The sequence below is a fragment of the Streptomyces sp. NPDC050703 genome (assembly GCF_040654435.1).
Classification (GTDB): Bacteria; Actinomycetota; Actinomycetes; order Streptomycetales; family Streptomycetaceae; genus Streptomyces.
Genome location: NZ_JBFAHX010000017.1, coordinates 73,741 through 97,031, shown reverse-complemented (window position 1 = coordinate 97,031; position 23,291 = coordinate 73,741). Strand labels below are relative to the sequence as shown.

The 23,291-nt window shown below is 72.7% G+C and carries 19 protein-coding genes; 6 read left to right on the top strand and 13 right to left on the bottom strand.

Features of this window, described 5'->3' with window-relative positions; all coding sequences use genetic code 11:
• Positions 1 to 3: 3 nt before the first annotated feature.
• From AB0I16_RS18160 to rsmI, 11 genes are all read right to left on the bottom strand, one after another.
• Positions 4 to 741 carry a LuxR C-terminal-related transcriptional regulator gene (locus AB0I16_RS18160; RefSeq protein WP_363250389.1) on the bottom strand — a complete coding sequence of 246 codons (738 nt, stop codon included), beginning with the start codon at positions 739 to 741 and terminating at the stop codon, positions 4 to 6.
• A gap of 268 nt (positions 742 to 1,009) precedes the next feature.
• The gene (locus tag AB0I16_RS18155) at positions 1,010 to 2,914 is read right to left on the bottom strand and encodes a PQQ-binding-like beta-propeller repeat protein (RefSeq protein WP_363250388.1); all 1,905 of its coding nucleotides are present in this window, start codon (positions 2,912 to 2,914) and stop codon (positions 1,010 to 1,012) included.
• A gap of 114 nt (positions 2,915 to 3,028) precedes the next feature.
• Positions 3,029 to 4,840, bottom strand: coding sequence for a PQQ-binding-like beta-propeller repeat protein (locus AB0I16_RS18150; RefSeq protein WP_363250387.1), 1,812 nt, complete (start codon positions 4,838 to 4,840; stop codon positions 3,029 to 3,031).
• Positions 4,841 to 4,998: 158 nt separating this feature from the next.
• Positions 4,999 to 6,813 carry an ABC-F family ATP-binding cassette domain-containing protein gene (locus AB0I16_RS18145; protein WP_363250386.1) on the bottom strand — a complete coding sequence of 605 codons (1,815 nt, stop codon included), beginning with the start codon at positions 6,811 to 6,813 and terminating at the stop codon, positions 4,999 to 5,001.
• A gap of 31 nt (positions 6,814 to 6,844) precedes the next feature.
• On the bottom strand, positions 6,845 to 8,200 hold the full coding sequence (locus AB0I16_RS18140; protein ID WP_363250385.1) for an acyltransferase: 1,356 nt from the start codon (positions 8,198 to 8,200) through the stop codon (positions 6,845 to 6,847).
• Positions 8,201 to 8,275: 75 nt separating this feature from the next.
• Positions 8,276 to 9,163 (bottom strand): 4-(cytidine 5'-diphospho)-2-C-methyl-D-erythritol kinase, encoded by an 888-nt coding sequence (locus tag AB0I16_RS18135; protein ID WP_363250384.1) that lies wholly within the window; start codon positions 9,161 to 9,163, stop codon positions 8,276 to 8,278.
• A complete protein-coding gene (rsmA, locus tag AB0I16_RS18130; protein WP_363250383.1) occupies positions 9,160 to 10,026 on the bottom strand; it encodes a 16S rRNA (adenine(1518)-N(6)/adenine(1519)-N(6))-dimethyltransferase RsmA in 867 nt (288 codons plus the stop codon). The genes AB0I16_RS18135 and rsmA overlap by 4 nt, the downstream gene beginning before the upstream one ends.
• A gap of 624 nt (positions 10,027 to 10,650) precedes the next feature.
• Positions 10,651 to 11,898, bottom strand: a complete 1,248-nt coding sequence (locus AB0I16_RS18125; protein WP_363250382.1) for a ubiquitin-like domain-containing protein — start codon at positions 11,896 to 11,898, stop codon at positions 10,651 to 10,653.
• Between the two features lie 289 nt (positions 11,899 to 12,187).
• Entirely contained in the window at positions 12,188 to 13,063 is an 876-nt protein-coding gene (locus tag AB0I16_RS18120) for a TatD family hydrolase (RefSeq protein ID WP_363250381.1), read from the bottom strand.
• Positions 13,064 to 13,180: 117 nt separating this feature from the next.
• Positions 13,181 to 13,639 carry a hypothetical protein gene (locus tag AB0I16_RS18115; RefSeq protein ID WP_363250380.1) on the bottom strand — a complete coding sequence of 153 codons (459 nt, stop codon included), beginning with the start codon at positions 13,637 to 13,639 and terminating at the stop codon, positions 13,181 to 13,183.
• A 199-nt stretch (positions 13,640 to 13,838) separates the two neighbouring features.
• Complete coding sequence (gene rsmI / locus AB0I16_RS18110; RefSeq protein ID WP_363250379.1) at positions 13,839 to 14,735, bottom strand: 16S rRNA (cytidine(1402)-2'-O)-methyltransferase; 897 nt, start codon at positions 14,733 to 14,735, stop codon at positions 13,839 to 13,841.
• Between the two features lie 62 nt (positions 14,736 to 14,797).
• Here rsmI and AB0I16_RS18105 point away from each other — a divergent pair, with 62 nt between their 5' ends.
• From AB0I16_RS18105 to AB0I16_RS18085, 5 genes are all read left to right on the top strand, one after another.
• The gene (locus AB0I16_RS18105) at positions 14,798 to 16,537 is read left to right on the top strand and encodes a phospholipid carrier-dependent glycosyltransferase (protein WP_363250378.1); all 1,740 of its coding nucleotides are present in this window, start codon (positions 14,798 to 14,800) and stop codon (positions 16,535 to 16,537) included.
• A 128-nt stretch (positions 16,538 to 16,665) separates the two neighbouring features.
• Positions 16,666 to 18,309, top strand: a complete 1,644-nt coding sequence (locus AB0I16_RS18100) for a penicillin-binding transpeptidase domain-containing protein (RefSeq protein WP_363250377.1) — start codon at positions 16,666 to 16,668, stop codon at positions 18,307 to 18,309.
• Between the two features lie 122 nt (positions 18,310 to 18,431).
• Positions 18,432 to 20,159 carry a penicillin-binding transpeptidase domain-containing protein gene (locus AB0I16_RS18095; protein ID WP_363250376.1) on the top strand — a complete coding sequence of 576 codons (1,728 nt, stop codon included), beginning with the start codon at positions 18,432 to 18,434 and terminating at the stop codon, positions 20,157 to 20,159.
• 88 nt (positions 20,160 to 20,247) lie between these two features.
• Entirely contained in the window at positions 20,248 to 20,751 is a 504-nt protein-coding gene (locus AB0I16_RS18090) for a YbaK/EbsC family protein (protein WP_363250375.1), read from the top strand.
• Positions 20,748 to 21,599: a DMT family transporter gene (locus AB0I16_RS18085; RefSeq protein WP_363250374.1), complete on the top strand. Its 852-nt coding sequence runs from the start codon at positions 20,748 to 20,750 to the stop codon at positions 21,597 to 21,599. Before AB0I16_RS18090 ends, AB0I16_RS18085 begins: the two co-directional genes overlap by 4 nt.
• A 102-nt stretch (positions 21,600 to 21,701) precedes the next feature.
• Here the strand turns inward: AB0I16_RS18085 and AB0I16_RS18080 are convergent, their stop codons facing one another.
• Together AB0I16_RS18080 and AB0I16_RS18075 are read right to left on the bottom strand one after the other, a co-directional pair.
• Entirely contained in the window at positions 21,702 to 22,364 is a 663-nt protein-coding gene (locus AB0I16_RS18080; RefSeq protein WP_363250373.1) for a permease prefix domain 1-containing protein, read from the bottom strand.
• Positions 22,361 to 22,705, bottom strand: a complete 345-nt coding sequence (locus AB0I16_RS18075) for a helix-turn-helix transcriptional regulator (protein ID WP_363250372.1) — start codon at positions 22,703 to 22,705, stop codon at positions 22,361 to 22,363. The genes AB0I16_RS18080 and AB0I16_RS18075 overlap by 4 nt, the downstream gene beginning before the upstream one ends.
• A 127-nt stretch (positions 22,706 to 22,832) precedes the next feature.
• Between AB0I16_RS18075 and AB0I16_RS18070 the strand changes: the two genes are divergently transcribed.
• Positions 22,833 to 23,291 (top strand): hypothetical protein, encoded by a 459-nt coding sequence (locus AB0I16_RS18070; protein WP_363250371.1) that lies wholly within the window; start codon positions 22,833 to 22,835, stop codon positions 23,289 to 23,291.

Genomic DNA, 23,291 nt, shown 5'->3' with positions numbered 1-23,291 from the left:
GGGTCACCGCGGTGGCTCGGGCCCCGTCGCCATGTCCGCGCCGCTCTCCGCGCCACCGTCCGCGTACGCCGACGCCGGGCGCTCGGCCCGGTCGAGGAGCCCCGTGCGCGCGGCGAGGGCGGCGGCCTCCAGGCGCGAGCCGACGCCGAGCTTCATGAGGACGCGCTGCACGTGCGTGCGCGCCGTGCTGGGCGCTATCCCCATCCCGGCCGCGATGAGGCGGGTGTCCTCGCCGTCCGCGACCCGCACCAGGACCTCCACCTCGCGGGGCGTGAGCATCTGCAGCAGGCGCTGCCCCTCGTCGTCGGGCTGCGCGGCCGGATTGAGCAGTTCGCTGAAGGCGCCCTGCAGCAACTGGGGCGCGACGGCGGCTTCCCCGGCGCGCGCCTTCATGATGGCGCGCTCCACTCCTTCGATGCGCTCGTCATGGCGTACGTAACCGGAGGCGCCGGAGGCGAACGCCGCCGCGATCCCGCGGGGGCTCGGCACCGGCCCCAGCACCACGACCGCCACCTGCGGGCGCTCCCGCTTGATCCGGACCACGGGGTCGAACATGCCCGGTTCCGCGGGCGTGGCCGTGCCGATGAGGCAGACCTCCGGGGCACGGCTGATCACCAGGTCCGCCGCTCCCGCCGCGGGCGCGGCCGCGGCGAGCACCCGGTGGCCGCGCAGCTTCAGCGCCGAGGCGAGTGCCTCGGCGAGCAGTCGGTGATCGTCGACCACCATGAGCCGCACACCCATGGCAAACCCCCACTTCCCCCCACTGATCCCCTGGTCCACCGGCTGCGCGTCCTGCCGCTCCCCGCGGACCGCGGGCCCCCCGGCCCTCCATTCCCCCGGAAGCTACACGCTTGTTCGACGTTGCGCGCCCCCTATCCGGCAGAAGCGGCCCGGAATGCCTGAATCCCTGCCATGCGCGGGCGACCGGGAGAGCGAGGTGGTACGGGAACGGCAGCGGCCGCCCCCTCATGACGCGAGGGGGCGACCGCTGCCGCGTGGTGAGCGGTGGCTACTCGGCGCGGAAGCCGATGGCCACGTACTCCTTCTCGTCCTTGGAGTACGGCTTGCTCAGGAGCTTCTTGCCCAGGAACAGGTGCCCGTCGCCGTACAGGAGTTCGTTCGACTTCGGGACCATGCCGCTGATCGCGTCGGTGACCGCCTCGGAGGAGGGGGTCACCAGGAGCTTGGTCTCCTTCATCGTCTTGCCGTCGAGCGAGACGACCTGGGCGCCCTGCTGGTAGCCGTGCGCCTTGTAGGCGATGACGTTGGGGCCGTCCATGCGGATCGGGAAGATCTCGCCGTCCTCGCCCGCGGTGGCGCGGTCGCTGGTCGGCTTGCCGGTGGCCAGCGAGAAGGAGACGATCTCGTTGGTCTGGCTGTAGCTCTCGCCGCTGCCGTCGTGCTGGCGGGTCGGGACGTAGAGCCGGTCGTTGCCGACCGCGATCGCACGGCAGTCGTTGACCATGTTGACGCCGCAGTCGTGGTCGTACTTGCCCTCCTCCAGCGCGATCTTGGCACGGAGCTTGCCGTTCGTGCCGAGGGAGAAGACGTCCGTCACGCCGGTCGCCGTGATCTCGGTGGTGTCCTGGCCGAAGACGACCGGGTTCGTCGAGATGATCTTGGCGTTGTCGATGCCGTCGGCGAGCGGGTAGGTCCACTTGTCGTCGCCGGTCTTGGGGTCGAGGAGCTGGACCTTCAGCTTGTAGTCGCCGTAGCTGCCGCACCTGCGCACGGCCACCAGCTGGTCACCGCCCGCGTAGCCGACGTCCTCGCACTTGCCGACCTTCGGCTTCCACAGCGACTTGCCGGTCACGTCCCAGGCGGCACCGCCGCTGGAGACGCCCGCACCGGCGGCGATCGTGGTGCCGGAGATGGTGACTTCCTTGAACGTCGCCTGCACGCCGTTGGTCTCGACGCCCTCGGTCCACAGCTTCTTGCCGGACTTCAGGTCGATCGCGGAGACCTTGGAGCACGGCTCGTAGTCGCCCTTCTTGCCCCGCTCGGCCTCCTCCGTGACGATGGCCGCGATGCCGTCGTCGGTGACCTCCCGCGACATGGCGCACGTCATGCCGGGCAGCGGGATCGACCACTTCTCCTTGCCGGTGTCCGGGTCGTAGCCGTTCAGCTCGTTGACGCCGGCCTTGGCGTAGACGTCCTCGGTCAGCACCGAGCCCGTCGCGGTCCAGATCTGGTCCTTGGGGATCTCCGGCTGCGGGAGCTGCATGAGCACCTTGGCCGAGGGGTCGCCGGGGGCCTTCTCCTTGGCCGCGCCCTGGCCGGGCGGGGACGAGTCGCCGCCCTTCCCGTTCTTGCCGCCCTTGCCGCCCTTCTCGTCCGTGCCCTGGGCGGTGTTCTTCGAGTCGTCGTCCTTGGTCGAGGCGTAGAAGACGCCGCCGCCCACGATCAGCGCGATCGCGACGACCGCCGCGACGATGATCGCCGTCGTGCCGCCGAACTTCTTGCCGCCACCGCCGGAACCGCCCGGCTGCGGCTGCATCGGCATGGTCGGGGGCTGCTGGTACGGCTGCTGGTAGCCCTGCTGGTACTGCGGCTGCTGGTAGCCCTGCTGGTACTGCGGCTGCGCCGGCTGCGCCGGGTAGCCGTAGCCCTGGGGCTGCTGGGGGGCCTGGGGCGCCTGCGGATACCCGTAGTTCGGCTGGCCCGCGGGGGGCGCCGGCGGGGCGGCGGGCGGCGGGGTCTGCGGCGGGCCCGGGGGCTGCGCGGGCGGGGGCGTCTGCGGGGCGCCGGGGGCCTGCGGGTAGCCGTAGGACGGCTCCGGGGCCTTGCCGAAGCCTCCGGGCGGAGGGTCCTGCGGGGCGCCGAAACCGCCGGCCGGCGGTTCCTGGGGCGCGCCGAAGCCGCCCTGCGGGGGCTCGTTCGGCGGCTGCTGCGGAGGCTGGGGCGGCTGGGTCATGACGTCGTCTATTCCTTGGGGACGCTTGAGGAGCTCGGGCGGGCGCCTGGGGGACGCCCCGGGTTCGGGAGGGTGGACTGGGTGCGGCGCTCGCTCACCGGGCGCGGCGCGGGATCACTTGCCGTAGGCCAGCATCAGCTTGGACCGGCCCGACGTTCCCGTGATGCTGGTGGTGGAGATGTAGAAGCGCCCGTCCACGTAGTCGACGGCCTTCGAGTAGAAGCCGCTCTCGATCTTCGACGTGCCCTTCGGGTGCTGGAGAAGGGTCTTCGGCGTGTGCGAACCGGACGTCGCGATGGACACGACCCGGCCGGCGGAGGCGTAGGACGGGGTGACGTAGGAGATCAGCTCACCGTCCTCGGCCTTCAGCGGGAGCATCGTTTCCTCCAGCGGCGACTTGACGCGCCAGGCCTCCTTGCCGGTGGACAGGCTGAACGCCACGACCTCGTTCGCGCCGCTCTTCTCGTCCGTCGGCAGGTAGAGGTACCCGTCGCCGGTCACCGCGCCGAGGCAGCCGGTGAGGTCACGGCTGAGGATGGAGGAGTCGCACTCGGGCGCGAAGCCGTCCTTGGTGACGAGTTCGGAGCGGGTCTCGTCGCTGTTGGGCTTCAGCACCGAGACGTTCCACTTGTTCTTGTCCTCGTTCTCCAGGTACACGACCGTCGGACTGACCGAGTAGAGCTTCTTGACGCGCCAGCCCTTGGGGAACTTCTTGGTCCACAGGGCCCTGCCGGTCCGCGGGTCGAGCTGCTGGAGCTCGTCGTGCTCGTTGTCCGTGCTCGCCCCGCAGGACAGCGCCCGTACGAGCTTCTTGCCCTCGGCCGCGAAGCCGTTGGGGAAGCAGGTGCCCTCGTCCTTCTTCTCCGAGACGTAGAGCTTCTTGCCGTCGCTCATCCGCAGCGCGGTGCCCGACTGGTCGCGGCCGACCATCAGCACGTCGCCGACGAGGGTGAGGGTGCTCTGCGAGGCGAAGTCGAAGAGGCCTTCCTCCTTGACCGGCTTACCCCAGCCCTTCTTGCCCGTCTTCAGGTCGATGACCTGGAGCTGGTTGCACTTGGCGGTGCTCTTGGTGCCTTCCTTGAAGGCGACCACGATCTTGCCGTCGTCGGTGGCCTTCTCGGTGGCGGCGCAGATCTTCTGCGGGAACGTGATGGGGTCCCAGGCGACGTCGCCCGAGCCCGCCTCGTAGGCGAAGAGCTGCTTGTACGCGGCCTTGACGACCGTGTCGCCCTCGATCCACATGCCCGGGGCGTCGCCGCCGGAGCCGGGGACCTTGGGGGCCTCCTTGTACCAGAGGACCTTGGCCTCGCCGGGCTTGCGGCCCTCGTTGAGGTCCTCCTTGCCCTCGTTGCCGTCGCCGTCGCCGGTACCGGGATTGGCGGGGGCGGAGACGGAGGGCTTGGGGTCCTTGTTCTTCGACTCGGGCTTCTTCCCGCCGTCGTCACCGCCGACGACGGCGTACGTGACCCCGCCCGCGACCAGCAGCGCGGCCACGGCGGCGGCGACGATCACCACGGGCTTCCTGCGCCCGCCCCCGCCGCCGCCCGGTCCCGCGGGGAACTGCGGTTGCGTCGGGGGCTGCTGGGGGTACCCGTACTGCGGCTGGTTCCCGTACGGGCCCGGCTGCTGGGGCCCGCCGTAGGGGCCCGGCTGCTGCCCATAGGGGCCGGGCTGCTGTGCATAGGGACCGGGCTGCTGACCGTAGGGGCCGGGCTGCTGGTACGGGCCCGGCTGCTGGGGCTGGGCCGGCCGGCCGTACGGGTCCGCGGGCGGCGGCGGGGTCTGCGGGTAGCCGTAGCCCGGCTGGGGCTGGCCCTCCTGAGGGGCGGCGGGCGGCTGCTGCGGCGGCCCGCCCGGCGGCTGCTGCCGTGGGTCCTGCGGAGCTCCGAAGCCGCCGGACGGCGGCTGGTTGGGCGGCTGAGTCATCAGCGCTTCCCCCTTCACTGATTTTCGGCACGCCAGAGGGTGCTTTCAGGTCAGCCTTTCTATCACCCTGAACCCGTACGAGACGGGGCCGGTCCTGCCCCTGTTCCCAAGGGAGGACCGGCCCGTGATGCGTCCGTTACGCGACTTCCACCAGAGCTCTACGCGTCTTCCGCGAGCTCCAGCCAGCGCATTTCCAACTCCTCGCGCTCGCCGGTCAATTCACGCAGCTCGGCGTCCAGTTTGGCCACTTTCTCGAAGTCCGTGGCGTTGTCGGCGATTTGGGCGTGCAGCTTGCTCTCCTTCTCGGAGACCTTGTCCAGCTGCCGCTCGATCTTCTGGAGTTCCTTCTTGGCGGCGCGGGCGTCCGCGGCCGACACCGTCTTCGCCGCGGCCGGCCGCGCGGGCGCCGGGGACTGCGGGGCGGGGGCGGACTCGGTCATCCGCTGCCGCCGCTCCAGGTACTCGTCGATGCCGCGCGGCAGCATCCGCATCGTGGCGTCGCCCAGGAGCGCGTACACCTTGTCCGTCGTGCGCTCGACGAAGAACCGGTCGTGGGAGATCACGACCATGGAGCCGGGCCAGCCGTCGAGCACGTCCTCCAGCTGCGTCAGGGTCTCGATGTCGAGGTCGTTGGTCGGCTCGTCGAGGAAGAGGACGTTCGGCTCGTCCATCAGGAGCCGCAGGAGCTGGAGCCTGCGCCGCTCACCGCCGGAGAGGTCGCCGACCGGCGTCCACTGCTTCTCCTTGCTGAACCCGAACGTCTCGCAGAGCTGGCCCGCGGTCATCTCGCGGCCCTTGCCGAGGTCGACGCGCTCGCGCACCTGCTGCACGGCTTCGAGCACCCGCAGCGTCGGCTTCAGCTCGGCGACCTCCTGCGAGAGGTAGGCCAGCTTCACCGTCCTGCCGACGGCGATCCGCCCGGCCGCGGGCTGGACGTCGCCGTCGCTGCGCGCCGCGTCGGCCATGGCCCGCAGGAGCGAGGTCTTGCCCGCGCCGTTCACACCGACCAGGCCGATGCGGTCGCCGGGGCCGAGCTGCCAGGTCAGGTGCTTGAGCAGCAGCTTCGGGCCGGCCTGCACGGAGACGTCCTCAAGGTCGAAGACGGTCTTGCCGAGCCGCGTCGTGGCGAACTTCATCAGCTCGCTGCGGTCGCGGGGCGGCGGGACGTCCGCGATCAGTTCGTTGGCGGCCTCGATGCGGAACTTCGGCTTGCTGGTGCGGGCCGGGGCGCCGCGGCGCAGCCAGGCCAGCTCCTTGCGCATGAGGTTCTGCCGCTTGGTCTCCTCGGTGGCCGCGATGCGCTCGCGCTCGGCGCGGGCGAAGACGTAGTCGGAGTAGCCGCCCTCGTACTCGAAGACGGAACCGCGCTGCACGTCCCACATGCGGGTGCAGACCTGGTCGAGGAACCACCGGTCGTGGGTGACGCACACGAGCGCCGAGCGGCGGGCGCGCAGGTGCCCGGCCAGCCAGGCGATGCCCTCGACGTCCAGGTGGTTGGTGGGCTCGTCGAGGACGATCAGGTCCTGCTCGGCGATGAGCAGCTTGGCGAGCGCGATGCGCCGCCGCTCGCCGCCGGAGAGCGGGCCGATGACGGTGTCGAGGCCCTGCGGGAAGCCCGGCAGGTCGAGCCCGCCGAAGAGGCCGGTGAGCACGTCCCTGATCTTGGCGCTGCCCGCCCACTCGTGGTCGGCGAGGTCGCCGATGACCTCGTGCCTCACGGTGGCCTCGGGGTCGAGGGAGTCGTGCTGGGTCAGCACGCCGAGCCGCAGCCCGCCGTTGTGCGTGACCCGCCCGGTGTCGGCCTCCTCCAGCTTGGCGAGCATCCGGATCAGGGTGGTCTTCCCGTCGCCGTTGCGCCCCACGACCCCGATCCTGTCCCCCTCGGACACGCCGAGTGAGACGCCGTCGAGCAGGGCACGGGTGCCGTACACCTTGCTGACTGCCTCGACATTGACCAGATTGACGGCGGCCATTTCACTCCTGACAGGGGGGATCGATCGATCCTCAAGCGTAGTCGCCCCGGGAGGCGGCCCGTCGACCTCGGGGCGCCCGCTCCACCAGCAGCCACCCCACGAGCACCATCGCCACCGCCGCCGGCGCCGTCACGTGGACGGCGACCAGGGTCGCCGTACGCCCTTCGAGGAGCCCGCCGAAGCCGACCATCGACAGACCGAGCACCCCGAACAGGCAGAGCGTGACGCCGACCGCCGCGGCGCGTCCGGAGACCCGGCCCGGCGCGTCCGGCTCCCGCGCCGCCCCAGGCCGTTCGAAGCGGCGGAAGGCCGCGACGAGCACCGCCGTCAGAGCCGCGGCCGCGGCCATCCGCGGGGGCGCCTGCGCCCACCAGGCCGCGCTCGCGGGCTCCGGCAGCGGGACGCCGAGGGCGAGCAGCGCCCCGTACACGCCGAGCATCGCCGTCAGGTGCCAGAGGAACGCGGTCATGGAGACGCCGTTGGCCGCGACCACGCCGCGCCACACCCGCGGTCGCGCCAGCCACCGGGTCACCGGCCCGCGCAGCAGTTCCACGGCGCCGACCAGCCACAGGCCGTGGCAGAGGAGGGCGAAGGTGGGCGGCGCCATGTTCGATACGCGTTCGCCCGGCATGCCGACCATGGAGAGGGGGTACGGGCCGAGGGCGACGAGCAGCGCGGCGCCCGCGAGCCCCGTACCGGCCAGGGCGGACGGCATCCGCAGCCTGCCGTCCGCGCGCAGGAAGCCGAGCTGGTGCACCGCGAGCCAGACGAAGGCGAAGTTCAGGAACTCCACGTACGGGACGCCGAGCGCGAAGCGTGCCACGTCGACCGCGCCCGCTGCCGCCACGAGCGCCCCGAAGGCGCCCCAGCCCCACCGCTCGTGCAGCCGCAGCAGCGGCGGGGTGAGGGCGACCATCGCCAGGTAGACGCCGATGAACCACAGCGGCTGCGCGACGAGTCGCAACGCCACGTCGAGGAGTCCGCCGCCCTGCCCGAGGAGTTGCAGCGCCAGCGCGACCGCGCCCCACACCCCGATGAAGACCATGGTGGGCCGCAGCAGCCGCTGGAGGCGGGCCCGGAGGAAGGCGGAGTAGGCGGCGGGGCCCTCGGACCCGCGGCTGAGCGAGCGGTGGGACAGGGCGTGGGAGAAGCCGCCGACGAAGAAGAACACCGGCATGATCTGGAGTGCCCAGGTGAGGATCTGCAGGCCGGGCACGACGGCGAGGAGGTTGCCGACCTCGGTGCGGCCGTCGTCGCCGACGGTCACGGCCGCCATCAGCCAGTGCCCGGCGACGACCGTGCCGAGCGAGGCGACGCGCAGCAGGTCGATGTACCGGTCGCGCCCGGCGGGCGTCTTCTCGGCCAGTTCGCGAACGCTTGATCCCATGTACGTACGTTCGCGCGCCGCCGGCCGGGGCGTCAGCGCGCACGTACTCAGATGTGCGCCTGAGTACGCGGACCCTCAGAGCAGGGTGGCGCCCGGGGCCGGGGAGTCCGCCACCCGTGCCGCGCGGCAGGTGCCGGAGGTGGTGAGGGCGTCGGCCACGGTGCGCGCGGACGCGGCGTCGGCCGTGAGGAACGCCGTCGTCGGCCCGGACCCCGACACCAGCGCGGCCAGGGCGCCGGCCGCCGTGCCCGCGGCGAGGGTCTCCGAGAGCGAGGGGAACAGGGAGAGCGCCGCGGGCTGGAGGTCGTTGGCGACCGAGGCGGCGAGGGCCTCGACGTCGCCCTTGCGCAGGGCTTCGAGCAGCGCGGGGGACGCCTCGGGGGCCGGGGCGGCCGGGGTGAGCCGGTCGAACTCGCGGTACACGGCGGGCGTGGAGAGCCCTCCGTCGGCCACGGCGAACACCCAGTGGAAGTCGCCTCCGACCTCCATGGGCTCCAGTTTCTCGCCCCGCCCGGTCCCGAGCGCGGCTCCGCCGACGAGACTGAACGGCACGTCGCTGCCCAACTCGGCGCAGAGGCCGAGCAGTTCCTCACGCGTGGCCCCGGTGCCCCACAGCGCGTCGCACGCCACGAGCGAGCCCGCGGCGTCCGCGCTGCCGCCCGCCATGCCGCCGGCGACGGGAATGTCCTTGGCGATGTGGATGTGGACCGCCCCGCCGATCCCGTGCCGCTCGGCGAGCAGGCCGGCGGCGCGGGCGGCGAGGTTCGTGCGGTCCAGCGGCACCTGGTCGGAGCCAGGCCCCTCGCAGGTGATCCGCGGCTCGTCGGCGGGGGTGACCGTGACCTCGTCGTAGAGCCCGACGGCGAGGAAGACGTTGGCGAGGTCGTGGAAGCCGTCGGGGCGGGCGGCGCCCACGGCGAGCTGGACGTTGACCTTGGCGGGGACCCGCACCGTCACGCTCACGCGGCGGCCTCCTTGTGCTCGGCGATACGCGCGAACTCCTCCACCGTCAGGGCCTCGCCGCGCGCCTGGGGCGAGACGCCGGCGGCGACCAGGGCGGCCTCGGCCCGCGCGGCGGAGCCGGCCCAGCCGGACAGGGCGGCCCGCAGCGTCTTCCTGCGCTGCGCGAAGGCGGCGTCGACGACGGCGAAGACCTCGCGCTTGGACGCGCTGGTCTTGACCGGCTCGGCGCGCCGCACCAGCGACACGAGGCCGGAGTCGACGTTCGGGGCGGGCCAGAACACGTTCCGCCCGATGGAACCGGCGCGCTTCACCTCGGCGTACCAGTTCGCCTTCACCGACGGCACCCCGTACACCCGCGAGCCGGGCCCCGCGGCGAGCCGGTCGGCGACCTCGGCCTGCACCATCACGAGGGTGCGCTCGATGCTCGGGAAGGTGTCGAGCATGTGCAGCAGTACGGGGACGGCGACGTTGTACGGGAGGTTGGCGACGAGCGCGGTCGGGGCGGGCCCCGGCAGCTCGCTCACCAGCATGGCGTCGCTGTGCACCAGGTCGAAGGCGCCGGCCTTGTGCGGGAGGCGGGCCTCGATCGTCGCGGGGAGCGCGCCCGCGAGTACGTCGTCGATCTCCACGGCGGTGACGTGGGACGCGGTCTCCAGCAGGGCCAGCGTCAGGGAACCGAGGCCCGGACCGACCTCGACGACCGCGTCGTCCGGGCCGACGTCCGCGGTGCGGACGATGCGGCGGACGGTGTTGGCGTCGATGACGAAGTTCTGGCCGCGCTGCTTGGTCGGGCGTACGCCGAGGGCAGCGGCCAGTTCGCGGATGTCGGCGGGGCCGAGGAGGTCGCCGTGCTCTGTGCTCACGCCCCCAGGTTACGGTCCCTGGCCCCTGGGCCTCGCCCCACCTCCTCACCCCCTACCCCCGCCAAGACCTCTGCCGGGTACCCCCTGATCCCATCCACCCGCCCCGTTGCTCCGCGGTGACGCATGGGCGAGGGAGCCGTGAGAGCAAGCCGTCGCGGCGTGGGCGGGCCGGGTCGATACCGGAGGGGACGTGTCGGTATGTCCGCCCGGAGCACGGCACGCACGGCTCCGCAGCCCCGAAGCGGCCCTCCGGTCACGCAGGCGATAGCGAGGACGGACATACCGGCGCGGCCCCGCCCCCAAAGACCAGCGAGGCACCCCCACGAACCGGCACGCCCCGACAGACCCGAGCCGAAGAACCAGCAACCGGGCACAACCCGAACAAGGAACCGACGACTGGCACGCCCCAAACAGCCCCAAGCCAAAGAACCAACGACCGGCACGACCAAACAAACCCAAGCCAAAGAACCAGCAACCGGCACGACCAAATCGACCCGAGCCGAAGAACCAACGACCGGCACGACCAAACCGACCCGAGCCGAAGAACCAACGACCGGCACGACCAAACCGACCCGAGCCAAAGGCCCAGCGACCGGCACGACCACCGCCCGCACCCCCCGGGCGTCAGCCGTGGAGGCGCCGGCCGCAGTGAGGCCACGCGCTCTCGCCCCGCCGCACGTACAGCTTCTTCGCGCGATACGTCTGCTCCGGCGCCGACGCGTCCTGCGGCCGACCCGACCCCCCGAGAGACCGCCACGTATGCGTGTCGAACTGGTACAGCCCCCCATACGTACCGGACGCGTCCACCGCCCCCGGCCGCCCACCCGACTCGCACCGGGCCAACGCCCCCCAGTTCAGCCCGTCCGCCCCGGCCACGGAATCCGGCTGCCGCCCCGTCCCCACCTTGACGATCTGCCGCTGCGGCTCCCGAACGACCTCCGAGCCGATCAGCCGCGGCCGCTGCCGCACCCCGTTCACCGTCCGCACCGCGTACGTCACCCGCCGCACCCCGAGCCGCCCCGGCTGCGCCACGACCTCCGTGCCGCGGAACAACGTCGGGTCCTCGGTCCGCTCCACGTCGAAGGGGATCACCTCCTCCCGGGTCTCCCTCGACCCGGTGATCCGCATGACGGTGACCGTCTGCCCGTCACGGGGAAAGCTGTCCGGCGCGACCGACGTCGTGTCCTGCCCCCGCAGTGTCACCCCGGACTCCGCGACCGCGTCCCGCACGGTCGCCGCGTTCGTACGGATCGTCCGCTCCCGCCCGTCCGCCATGATCGTGACGGTGCGCTCGGTGCGGACCGCGAGTTCGAGGCCCTGCCGGCCGATGCGCCGGCCGCGGGAGGTCGACAGGTGCGCCCCTTCCGCCCGCACCCCGAGCTGCCGCAGGGCGCCGTCCACCGTGCGCGCCGTGGTCCACACCTCGCGCCGCTCACCGTCGAGCGTGAGCCCGACGGGCCGGCCGTACCGGACGGCGATCTCGTCACCGCTGGCCAGGGCCGTCGCCGAGGAGGGCGCGACGATGTCGTGGGCGCCCACGCCGAGCCCCTCCTCAGCGAGGAGTTCCCCCACGTCGTCCGCGAAGGTGTGCAGCGAGCGGGGTTCGCCGTCGACGCTGAGCAGCACGGCCTTGTCGTTCGCGACGAACGCGGAGGTCCCGCCCGCGAGGAAGGCGACCACGAGGGCCTGCGGCACGAGGCGCCGCAGCGGCTCGCTCCGGGCGGTGGACGAACCGCCGGGAGAGACCCCGAAACCCCCGAGACTCCCCACCCCCCAGGTGGTCCGCCGCCGCCGCGCCGCCCGCCGGGTCTCGGCCCGCCCGGCGCGCTGCCGGGGCAGGGCCCCTTCCGTGGGCGCGTCATGCGGCGCCACGTCGCGGGGACCTCCGTACCCGGAGCCCCCCTCACCCTCCCCATACGACCCATACGACCCATACGACCCATACGACGGGTACGACGGGTACGACGGGTACGACGGGTACGACGGGTACGACGGGTACGGCGCGTACGACCCATACGGCCAGGGCTCATACGGCGACGAATTGCTCACGATGACGCTCCAGAGGTCCGGACGGGCGCACAGAACCTAGCGGAGCCGCCGTGACTCTCCAAAGTCATACCGCTACAGTTCGTAACGAACCGGCCCGGACGTGACCGCGCCGTCAGTAACCGAAGGCGCGCGCCGTGTTCGCCGAGACGGCCGCGGCCATGGCGTCCTCGTCGATGCCCCGCGTCTCGGCCATCGCGCGCAGCGTGACCGGAATGAGATATGGCGCGTTGGGCCGTCCGCGGTACGGCGCCGGCGTCAGGAAGGGCGCGTCCGTCTCCACGAGGACGAGTTCCAGCGGGGCGACGGCCAGGGCGTCCCGCAGCCCCTGCGCGTTCTTGAACGTGACGTTGCCCGCGAAGGACATGAAGTAGCCGTGCTCGGCGCAGACCTGGGCCATCGCCGCGTCACCGGAGTAGCAGTGGAAGACGGTGCGCTCGGGGGCGCCCTCCTCCTTCAGGACCCTGAGGACGTCCTCGTGCGCCTCGCGGTCGTGGATGACGAGGGCCTTGCCGTGCCGCTTGGCGATCTCGATGTGGGCGCGGAAGGACCGCTCCTGGGCGGCCATGCCCTCGGGGCCCGTACGGAAGTAGTCGAGGCCGGTCTCGCCGACGCCCTTGACGTGCGGCAGCGCGGCGAGCCGGTCGATCTCGGCGAGCGCCTCGTCGAGCGCGGCGTCGCCGCCCGCCTCGCGCGCGCCCTGCCGCGACCAGCCGTCGGGGTCGCCGAGGACGATGCGGGGCGCCTCGTTCGGGTGGAGGGCGACGGCGGCGTGCACGCTCTCGTACTCGGCGGCGGTCCGCGCCGCCCACTGCGAGCCCCGTACGTCACAGCCCACCTGGACGACCGTGGTGACCCCGACCGACGCGGCCTTGGCGAGGCCCTCCTCCACCGTGCCCGCCTGCATGTCGAGGTGGGTGTGGGAGTCGGCGACCGCCACCCGGAGCGGTGCGGGCAGGGGCGGCGGTACGTCGGCGTTCTTCGAAGGCATGCCCCGATCCTACGAAGCCCTGAATCCTGCGAAGCCCTGCGTCCTGCGAAGCCCTGCGTCCTGCGAAGCCCTGAGCCCCACGGCCCGCGAAGCCGCCCGAGCCCCGGAGCGGAGGACTCACTGCCCCTTGCGGTGGGCGAAGGGATGCAGCAGATCCGACAGGTGCCAGTGATGCCCCTGAGGACGCCGCTGCCGCTCCCGCCCCTCGGAACCCCCGGCCCCCTCGGCGGCCGGGGCCGCGGCCGGTTCGGCCACGGCGGCCGGCCCGGCGGCCCCGCCGCCGCCCCTCTCCCGCTGCCGCCGCATGCAGTCGAGCACCGAGGACACCTGCCCCGCCCGCATGATCCGCACGACATGGCCACCGCAGTTCAGGCACGTCGGGCGGGACAGCGGCGACGGCACGTGCCGTCCGTCCGCCATGTACCTCACGAACTGCTGCCCCTTGCCGTCCACATGGTGTTCGATCTCGTACGACTGTTCCCAGCCGTGCCCGCAGCCCATGCAGGCGAAGGCGTACGACTCGTGACCGACGTCGAGCGCCGTGGTGGGGTGGCCGGATTCCGCGATGTCACTCATGCCAGTGCTCCTCTTGCCCGGGGGACAAGCACTGCCGGGGATGCGGGCCCTGCCCTGGACCCGGCAGCCTGGGAACGGGTGCGTCCCCTCGACCAGTGGACGCTTTTCCCCGAGCCGGCGCATCAAGCCTGTCGAGCATTGGAGCCGATTTAACTATTTCATGGCAAGAATGCCTGGTGCGCGGCTCACGCTTTGCCTTTCACGATAGTCCTTTGCCCTCCGATGGGCCGCTCCGATCCGCATTCTTTGCCGCCACGACCGCATCGAAGACCTCGCGTTTGGGAAGGCCGGCTTCCGCGGCGACGGCGGCGATCGCCTCCTTGCGCCGCTCCCCCGCCTCCTCGCGCACGCGCACCCTGCGCACCAGCTCGTCGGGGCCCAGTTCGGCGGCGCTCTTCTCGGGGGCGCCCTCGACGACGACAGTGATCTCGCCGCGCACTCCGTCGGCGGCCCACTCGGCGAGTTCCTTCAGCGGGCCCCGCTTGACCTCTTCGTACGTCTTGGTCAGCTCGCGGCAGACAGCCGCCCTGCGCTCGCCGCCGAACGCCTCGGCCATCGCGGCGAGCGTGTCGTCGATGCGGTGCGGCGCCTCGAAGTAGACCAGCGTCCTGCGGTCGTCGGCGACCTCCTTCAGGCGCGCGAGCCGTTCGCCGGCCTTGCGCGGCAGGAAGCCCTCGAAGCAGAAGCGGTCGACGGGCAGGCCGGAGAGGGCGAGCGCGGTGAGCACCGCCGAGGGGCCGGGTACGGCCGTCACGCGGATGTCGCGCTCCACGGCCGCCGCGACCAGGCGGTAGCCGGGGTCGGAGACCGAGGGCATCCCCGCGTCCGTCACCAGGAGCACCCGCGCGCCGCCCGCGAGGGCCTCCACGAGTTCGGGCGTGCGCGCCGACTCGTTGCCCTCGAAGTAGGACACGACACGCCCGCCGACCTGCGCGCCGAGCGCCTGGGTGAGCCGGCGCAGCCGCCGGGTGTCCTCGGCGGCGACGACGTCGGCCGCCTCCAGCTCGGCGGCGAGGCGCGGCGGGGCGTCGGCGACGTCGCCGATGGGCGTGCCCGCCAGGACGAGGGTTCCGGGGGAATCTGCGCTTCCTGTCACGTATCCATCCTCGCAGGGCCTGCGAGCGGGACTCGCACAGTCGGGTTCCCTACGATGGCGCGGTGACCAGTACCGCGTCTTCCCCGGACACCCGCGAGGGCCAGCAGGCCGAGGAGCAGCAGCTCTCGTGGCAGCGGCGGCTGCGCCGATTCGGGCACGTGGCGCGGCCCGGTGAGGACGTCGGGGCGCGGCTCGTGCCCCCGTACACCGAGCCGGGTCCCCGGCTGTGGGCGGCGCTCGGGGTGTCCGAGGCGGGCGCGGCCAAGCTGGTGCGCCGGTCGGCCTGGCTGGGGCCGCTGCTGATCACGCTGGTCGCCGGGGTGACGCGGTTCTGGAACCTCGGCAGTCCGAAGGCCGTGATATTCGACGAGACGTACTACGCGAAGGACGCCTGGGCGCTGATCCACCGCGGCTTCGAGGTCAACTGGCCGGAGAAGATCAACGACGACGTGCTGCGGCAGGGCGGCGGCATCGCCATTCCGCACGACGCGGCGTACGTGGTGCATCCGCCGGTCGGCAAGTACGTGATCGGCGCCGGCGAGTGGCTGTTCGGCTTCGACCCGTTCGGCTGGCGGTTCATGACGGCGGTGCTCGGCACCCTGTCCGTCCTGATGCTGTGCCGGATCGGGCGGCGGCTGTTCCGCTCCACGTTCCTCGGCTGCCTGGCGGGCGCGCTGCTCGCGGTGGACGGCCTGCACTTCGTGATGTCGAGGACGGCGCTGCTCGACCAGGTGCTGATGTTCTTCGTGCTGGCCGCCTTCGGGTGCTTCCTGATCGACCGGGACAGGGCGCGGGCGCGGCTCGCCGCCGCGCTGCCGCTCGACGAGGACGGGATCGTGCGCCCGGACGCGTACGTCGCGGAGACGCTGCGTCTCGGCCCGCGGCCGTGGCGGTGGGCGGCGGGGCTCTGCCTCGGCCTGGCCTTCGGGACCAAGTGGAACGGCCTGTACGTGATGGTCTTCCTCTGCCTGATGACGGTCTTCTGGGACGTCGGGGCGCGCCGTGTCGCCGGGGCGGTGCGGCCCTACCGCGCGGTCCTGCGGCGCGATGTGCTCCCGGCGTTCGTGTCGACGGTGCCGGTGGCCGTCGCCACGTACGTCGTGTCCTGGCTCGGCTGGATTCTCTCGCCGACGGACGGCTCGGGCGGCTACTACCGCGACTGGGCGGCGACGGCCGGGCGGGGCGGGAACTGGACGTGGCTGCCGGACTGGGTGCGCAGCCTGTGGCACTACGAGCACGCGGTGTACGAGTTCCACGTGGGCCTGTCCTCGCCGCACACCTACCAGTCCAACCCCTGGAGCTGGATCGTCGACGGCAGGCCCGTCTCGTACTTCTACGAGTCCCCTGCGCCCGGCCGCGACGGCTGCCCGGCGGACACCACGGAGAAGTGCGCCCGCGAGGTCCTCGCGCTCGGCACGCCGCTGCTGTGGTGGGCGGCGGCGTTCGCGCTGCTCTACGTCGTGTGGCGGTGGGCGTTCCGGCGCGACTGGCGGGCCGGCGCGATCCTGTGCGGAGTGCTCGCGGGCTATCTGCCCTGGTTCTTCTACCAGGAGCGGACGATCTTCTACTTCTACGCGGTCGTCTTCGTGCCGTTCCTCTGCCTGGCGCTCGCGATGCTGATCGGCGCGGTCCTCGGCCCGCCGGGCTCCGGCGAGCGGCGCCGGGTCGTGGGCGCCGCCGCTTCGGGCGTCCTGGTCCTGCTGATCTTCTGGAATTTCATCTACTTCTGGCCGATCTACACCGGCACGGCCATTCCCATCGACTCCTGGCGGTCGCGGATGTGGCTCGACACCTGGGTCTGATCCGCACGGCTCGATACGGACACCTTCGGATAACGGCCGGCCCGTGTTTCTCTCCCGCCCCATAAGGTCGGGCGCGTATGCCCTTTCCGAACTCACTTCGGAAAGGCTCCTGGGGAGGGGGCGCAGTCATGCGCAAAGGGGTCAAGGTCGCACTGGTCGGCGGTGTCTTCGTCGTCATGGTGGGGGGCGCGGGCTACAGCGCGTTCAGCCTGGTGAGCGGTTTCTCCGACGACGGGGGTTCCGCCGCCGGGCCGAGCGGTGAGGGCGGTGGCGAGGTGCGGACGGGGCCGCCGTCCGACGCCGAGGTCCGCGAGACGTCGCGGAACTTCCTCGCCGCGTGGGCGGAGGGGGACGCACGGCAGGCCGCCGGGTACACGAACGACTCCGCGCCGGCCGGGGCGGCCCTGACCGGCTACCGCGAGGACGCGCACCTGACGAAGGTGAGGATCACCCCGAAGCGGGCGTCCGGCGCGCGGGTCCCGTTCACCGTGTCGGCCACGGTCGCGTACCGGGGCAAGAGCAAGCCGCTCAGCTACGAATCCGAGCTGACCGTGGTGCGCCGGAAGACCACGGGGCGCGCCCTCGTCGACTGGCGGGTGTCGGTGGTCCACCCCTCCCTGGAGAAGGGGGAGTCCCTGGCCACGGGTGAGGCGCCCACCCCGCCCGTCCAGGCCGTGGACCGCGCGGGCACCGTCCTGCGCAAGAAGGACCACCCCTCGCTCGGCCCGCTCATCGACGAGCTGCGGCGGCGGTACGGGGACGAGGCGGGCGGCACCCCCGGCGTGGAGCTGTACGTGCGGCGCGAGGGCTCCGAGGGGGCCGCCCGCACGCTGCTCACCCTCTCGAAGGGCAAGCCGGGCACGCTGCGCACGACGCTCAGCGCGGGCGTGCAGAGGGCCGCCGAGCGGGCGGTCCTGCGGTACGACGAGTCGTCCGTGGTGGCGTTGAAGCCGAGCACCGGCGAGGTGCTCGCGGTCGCCAACAACCGCGGGGACGCCTTCAACGCGGCGTTCGAGGCCAAGGTGATGCCCGGTTCGACCATGAAGATCGTCACGGCGGCGATGTTCATCGACAAGGGGGTCACCACGGCGGACGGCACCGCGCCCTGCCCGCCGACCGCGACCTGGCAGAGCCAGACGATCGGCAACCTCAAGGGGCTGGCGCCGAACGAGTCCGCCACGTTCGCCGAGGACTTCGCGCGCTCCTGCAACACCGCGTTCGTGAAGCTCATCGACGAGGACGGCGTCACGGACTCCTCCCTCACCGAGGAGGCGCAGGACAAGTTCGGGCTCGGCAGGGGCGACTGGAAGGTCGGTCTGCCGTCCTTCGAGGGCTCCGTGCCCGCCTCGCCCGGCCCCGACCGCGCGACCAACGCCATCGGCCAGGGCCAGGTCCAGATGAGCCCGCTGGCGCTGGCGTCGGTGACGGCGACGGCGAAGACCGGGGCGTTCCGGCAGCCGGTGATCGTGCCGCGCTCGCTCGACGGCCGCGAACTGGCCACCGCCGACGGGCTGAAGGCGTCCACGGCCGCCCAGCTGCGGCAGATGATGCACCGCACGGCGGTGCGGGGCACCGGGGCGCGCGTCATGGCGTCGCTCGGCGGGGACACCGGCGCGAAGACGGGCTCGGCGGAGGTGGACGGCCGGCGGAAGTCCGACAGCTGGTTCACCGGCTACCGGGGCGATGTCGCCGCGGCGGCGATGACGCAGCGCGGCGGCCACGGCGGCGACGCGGCGGGCCCGATCGTCGCGGACGTACTGCGCGCAGGGTAGAGGGTCCGCCCGAAGGCCGTCCGGCCGGGCGGTGAAGTGGTCAAGGGCCTCCCCGTACGGCTCTAAGGTGGGCTTCGATCGAGGAGCCGGGGGCTGGGGCTTCGGGGAACAGCGGAGGGTTTGTGGGCAAGCGGAGGCGCGCCAGCGAGCGCAAGGGCGTCAGCATCGGGAACGGCAGAGTGCACCCCGTCGTGATCGGCGGGGCGGCGGCCGTCGTCGTGTGCGGGGTGGGGGCCGCGGCGTTCGCGCTGTCCGGCGGGGCGGACGGGTCGCACACCGACGACAAGCAGGTGGCCACGGGGCCGCCGACGCCGGCGGAGGTCCGTACGACCGCCCGGAAGTTCCTCGCGGCGTGGGCCGAGGGGGACGTGGCCGGGGCCGCGGCGCTCACGGACGACCGTGCGGCGGCGAAGAGGGCCCTGACCTCGTTCCGCGAGGACGGGCACTTCACGGACACCGAGCTGACCCCGGGCAGGCGCTCGGGCGCCGACGTGCCGTTCAAGGCGGCGGCCACAGTCGCGTACAAGGGCAGGAGCAAGCCCTTCGCCTACGAGTCCGAACTGACGGTGGTCCGCAGCAAGAGCGACGGCAGGACGCTGGTCGGCTGGCGGCCCTCCGTGGTGCACCCGGAGCTGAAGGAGGGCGACCGCCTGGTCACGGGCGAGGCGGGCGACCCGCCGATCAAGGCGGTGGACCGGGACGGCGGCGAGCTGACGGCGGCCGAGTACCCCTCGCTCGGCACGGTCCTGGACGGGCTGCGGGAGAAGTACGGCAAGAAGGCGGGCGGCAGGGCGGGCGTCGAGCTGCGGGTGGTGCGGGCGGACGAGGAGAAGTCCACCGGGGCGGCCGGTTCGGCGGGAGCGAAGAAGAAGGCGGGTGAGGACGACTCCGAGTCGGCGCCCGACAAGACGCTCCTGACGCTCTCGCCCGGTACGCCCGGCACGTTGAAGACCACGTTCAGCCCCTCGCTCCAGGCCGCGGCCGAGCGCGAGACGGCCGAGCGGCAGCGGGCGTCGGTCGTGGTCGTCAAGCCGAGCACCGGCGAGATCCTGGCCGCCGCCAACTCCAACCCCACCGGGTTCAACGTGGCCTTCCAGGGGTCGCTGGCGCCCGGCTCGACGATGAAGGTCGTCAGCGCGTCGATGCTCCTGGAGAAGAAGCTCGCGGGGGTCGACAAGAAGCACCCGTGCCCCAAGTACGCGACGTACGGGGGGTGGAAGTTCCAGAACGACGACAAGTTCCAGATCAAGAACGGCACGTTCAAGGCGAGCTTCGCGCGCTCCTGCAACACGGCGTTCATCACCCGGGCCAAGAAGCTGGAGAACGACTCCCTGACCAGGCAGGCGCAGGAGGTCTTCGGGCTCGGCCGCGACGACTGGTCGATCGGCGTGCCGACCTTCGACGGCGCGGTGCCGGTGCAGAGCGACGCCCAGATGGCCGCCTCGCTGATCGGACAGGGCGGGGTGCGGATGAACCCGCTGAACATGGCGTCGGTGGCGGCGACGGTGAAGTCCGGCACCTTCAAGCAGCCCTACCTGGTCTCGCCCGACGTCGACGACCGCGAACTGGCGACGGCGCCGCGCAAGATGTCCGGCGCCACGCTCTCGGGGCTGCGGGAGCTGATGCACTACACGGCGGTGGCCGGTACGGCGGCCGAGCCGATGTCGGGCCTCGGCTCCGACACGGGCGCCAAGACCGGCTCGGCGGAGGTCGACGGCCAGAAGAAGCCCAACGGCTGGTTCACCGCCTACCGGGGCGACCTGGCGTCGGCGGCGGTCGTCCAGCAGGGCGGCCACGGCGGCGACTCGGCGGGGCCCCTGGTGCGGGCGATGCTGCTGGCGGGCGGCTGAGAGCCGGGCCCCGGCGGGCGGGGACCGTGCGTCCACCACCTGGATACGCGGTCGCGTGTCCGGTACACGGACCGCTAGCGTGCGGGGTATGAGCGCTACTGAACCCGAGTCCCCGGCGCACCCCCGCTTCGCCGCCGCCCTGCGGGAACTGGGCCTGGCCGAGCTGCTCGGCCGGGTCCGCCGCTTCCCCGAGCAGACCCGTACCGCACAGGAGGCCGCGGCCGCCGTCGGCTGCGAGCTGAGCCAGATCTGCAAGTCCCTGATCTTCGCGGCGGACGGCGTGCCGGTGCTGGTCCTGATGGACGGCGCGTCCCGCGTCGACCTGGAGCTGGTGCGCAGGGAGCTGGGCGCGGAGAAGGTCACCCGGGCCAAGGCGGACGTGGTCAAGGAGACGACGGGTTACACGATCGGCGGCGTACCGCCCTTCGGCCACGCGAACCGGACCCGTGTCCTCGCCGACCGCTCGCTCCTCGCCCACGACGAGGTGTGGGCGGCGGCCGGTACCCCCTACGCGGTCTTCCCCACCTCTCCCAAGGCGCTGATCGCCCACGCGGGCGCCACGCTGGTGGACGTGCGCGAGACGTCCGAGTGACCCCCCTCGTGGCGTCGGCGGTCCTGCTGGCCGCCGTCACGCACGCGTGCTGGAACGCGATAGCCCACCACATCACCGACAAGCTGGTCGGCTTCACGCTGATCTCCGGCGGCGGCCTGCTGATAGGCGCCCTCCTCACCCCCTTCGTCCCGCTCCCCGCGGCCGGGGCCTGGCCGTACCTGCTCCTCTCGGCGGCCCTGCACGTCGGCTACTACGCCCTGCTGATGCGCTCCTTCAAGCTGGGCGACTTCGGCCAGGCGTACCCCATCGCGCGCGGCACGGCCCCGCTGGTCGTCACCGTCCTCGCGGCGGTCTTCGCGGGCGAGGTCCCCGACGGCTGGCAGGCGGCGGGCGTGGCGGTCTCGTGCGCGGGCCTGACGGGCCTCGCGCTGTGGGGCATACGGGGTTCGGGGCGCCGCCCGGACTGGCCGGCGCTCACCGCGGCCCTGGCCACGGGCGTCTCGATCGCCGCGTACACGGTGGTGGACGGACTCGGCGTCCGGGCCTCGGGGGCCTCGATGGGCTACATCGCGTGGCTGATGATCCTGGAGGGCCTGGCGATCCCGCTGTACGCGGCGTGGCGCCTGCGCGGCGAACTCGTCCCGCGCCTGCGCCCGTTCGCGGCGGTGGGCCTCCTGGGCGCGGCGCTCTCCGTAGCGGCCTACGGCCTGGTCCTCTGGGCCCAGACCAGAGCGGAACTGGCCCCGATCTCCGCCCTCAGGGAGTCCTCGATCATCGTCGGCGCGGCAATAGGCGCCCTCTTCTTCAAGGAACGCTTCGGAGCCCCGAGGCTGGTGGCTGCGGGCCTGATGGTGACGGGTATCGGCTTGATGCTCCACGCGGGCTAGGTGTTCTGTCCGGAGAGGTTCTGGACGGGTGAGGCAGGTCTCGGCTGAGGGATCTTGAACAGGCGAGGGCCGGGCGGCCGTATCGCCCGGTCGCCCCCGGGCTCAGCCGCGCAGCGGCTCCGTGAGGTGCGGGCCCCGGCCCACGCAGCGGCGGCAGGCCCGGGCCGAGGTCGCCACTATCGCGTGGGTGGCCGCGGACAGGGCGCCCGCCGCCGCCAGGAGGGGCCAGTTCGTGGCCAGGGCCGCGGCGATCGTCAGGGAGAGCGTCGCCACCGCCATGGCCCCGCTCGCCGTCGTGCCCGTCCAGGCCACCGCCCGCGGCAGGCCGTGCGGCGTGGGCAGCCGCCGGGCCAGGGGGCCCGTGGCGGCCAGGGCCGTCGCCGCCAGCAGTGCCCCCAGCGTGGCGACCAGGGTCAGGTGCGTCGCCAGTCGCTGCCAGAGCAGGTCGCCCCGGGCCAGATACCAGCAGGCGAGCAGGAACGGTGCCGTCAGCGCGACCGTACGGGCCGTGTGCCGCGCCTGAGCGATCGTCAGTTCCCGCTGGCAGGCCGGGACCAGGTCCTCGACCGTGCCGAAGTCCCGTACCGCGAGGCGGGCCGCCTCCGCCTCCGGCAGACCGGCCTCCGCGTGGGCCGCCGCCGTGTCCAGGAGGCCGCCCCGCATCTCCTCAAGGAGCCGGGACTTGGCCTTCGGCGGGCCCAGCAGTGCCACCCTCAGCTCCGCCACGTGCCCCTCGATGGGGTCCCGGGGCGCCGCCGCGCTCATGTGGCGAGGCCCGGCCGCGGGGCCGGGTTCAGGACCGCGCCGATCGCCTCCGTGAACTCCGCCCACGCCGCCCGCTCCCCGGCCAGCGTGGCCCGCCCAGCGTCGGTGAGTTCGTACGCCCTGCGGCGCCGCTCCCCCGCCGCCGACTCCCAGCTGCTGCTCAGCAGGCCGAGCCGCTCCAGGCGGTTGAGCGCCGGGTAGATCGTGCCCGTACGCAGTTCGAGCGCGCCGCCGCTGCGGCGCTGCACCGCCGCGATGATCGCGTACCCGTGCAGCGGGCCGGGTTCGAGCACCGCGAGCAGCAGTCCGTCCAGGTGCCCTCGCACCGCATCCGCCTTCATGGGTAGGCAGCCTACACAACGCACCCGTAGGCAGTGTATGTATTGGTAGCCAACATATGCATGCGCCGGCCGAGGCATCCCGTGCTTCCGCCGCGCGCCCACGCGTACGTCCCGCCCGGAGGGCCCCGTGACCAAGCTGCTCCTGTCCGTCCACGTGCTCGCGGCGATCCTCGCCGTCGGGTCGATCACCGTGGCCGCGTCGATGTTTCCGCGTTACGCGCTCCAGGCGCTGGACGGCAGGAGCGAACGGGCCGTCGGGGTCGCCGCGCTGCTGCACCGCGTCTGCCGCGGCTACGCGGTCGCCGGGCTCGCCGTGCCCGTGTTCGGCATCGCCACCGCGGCCCAGCTCGGCGTGCTCGGCGACGCCTGGCTCATCGCCTCGCTGATACTGACCGCGCTCGCCGCCGGCCTGCTGGCCACGGCGATCCTGCCCGGCCAGCGGCGCCTGCTCGCCGTGGACGGGGAACCGGGGGCCGCCCGCGCCACGGCCGCCAGGCTGACCATGCTCACCGGGGTCTTCAACCTGCTCTGGGCGACCGTCACGGTACTGATGATCGTCCGGCCCGGCTCCACCACGGGGGTGTGA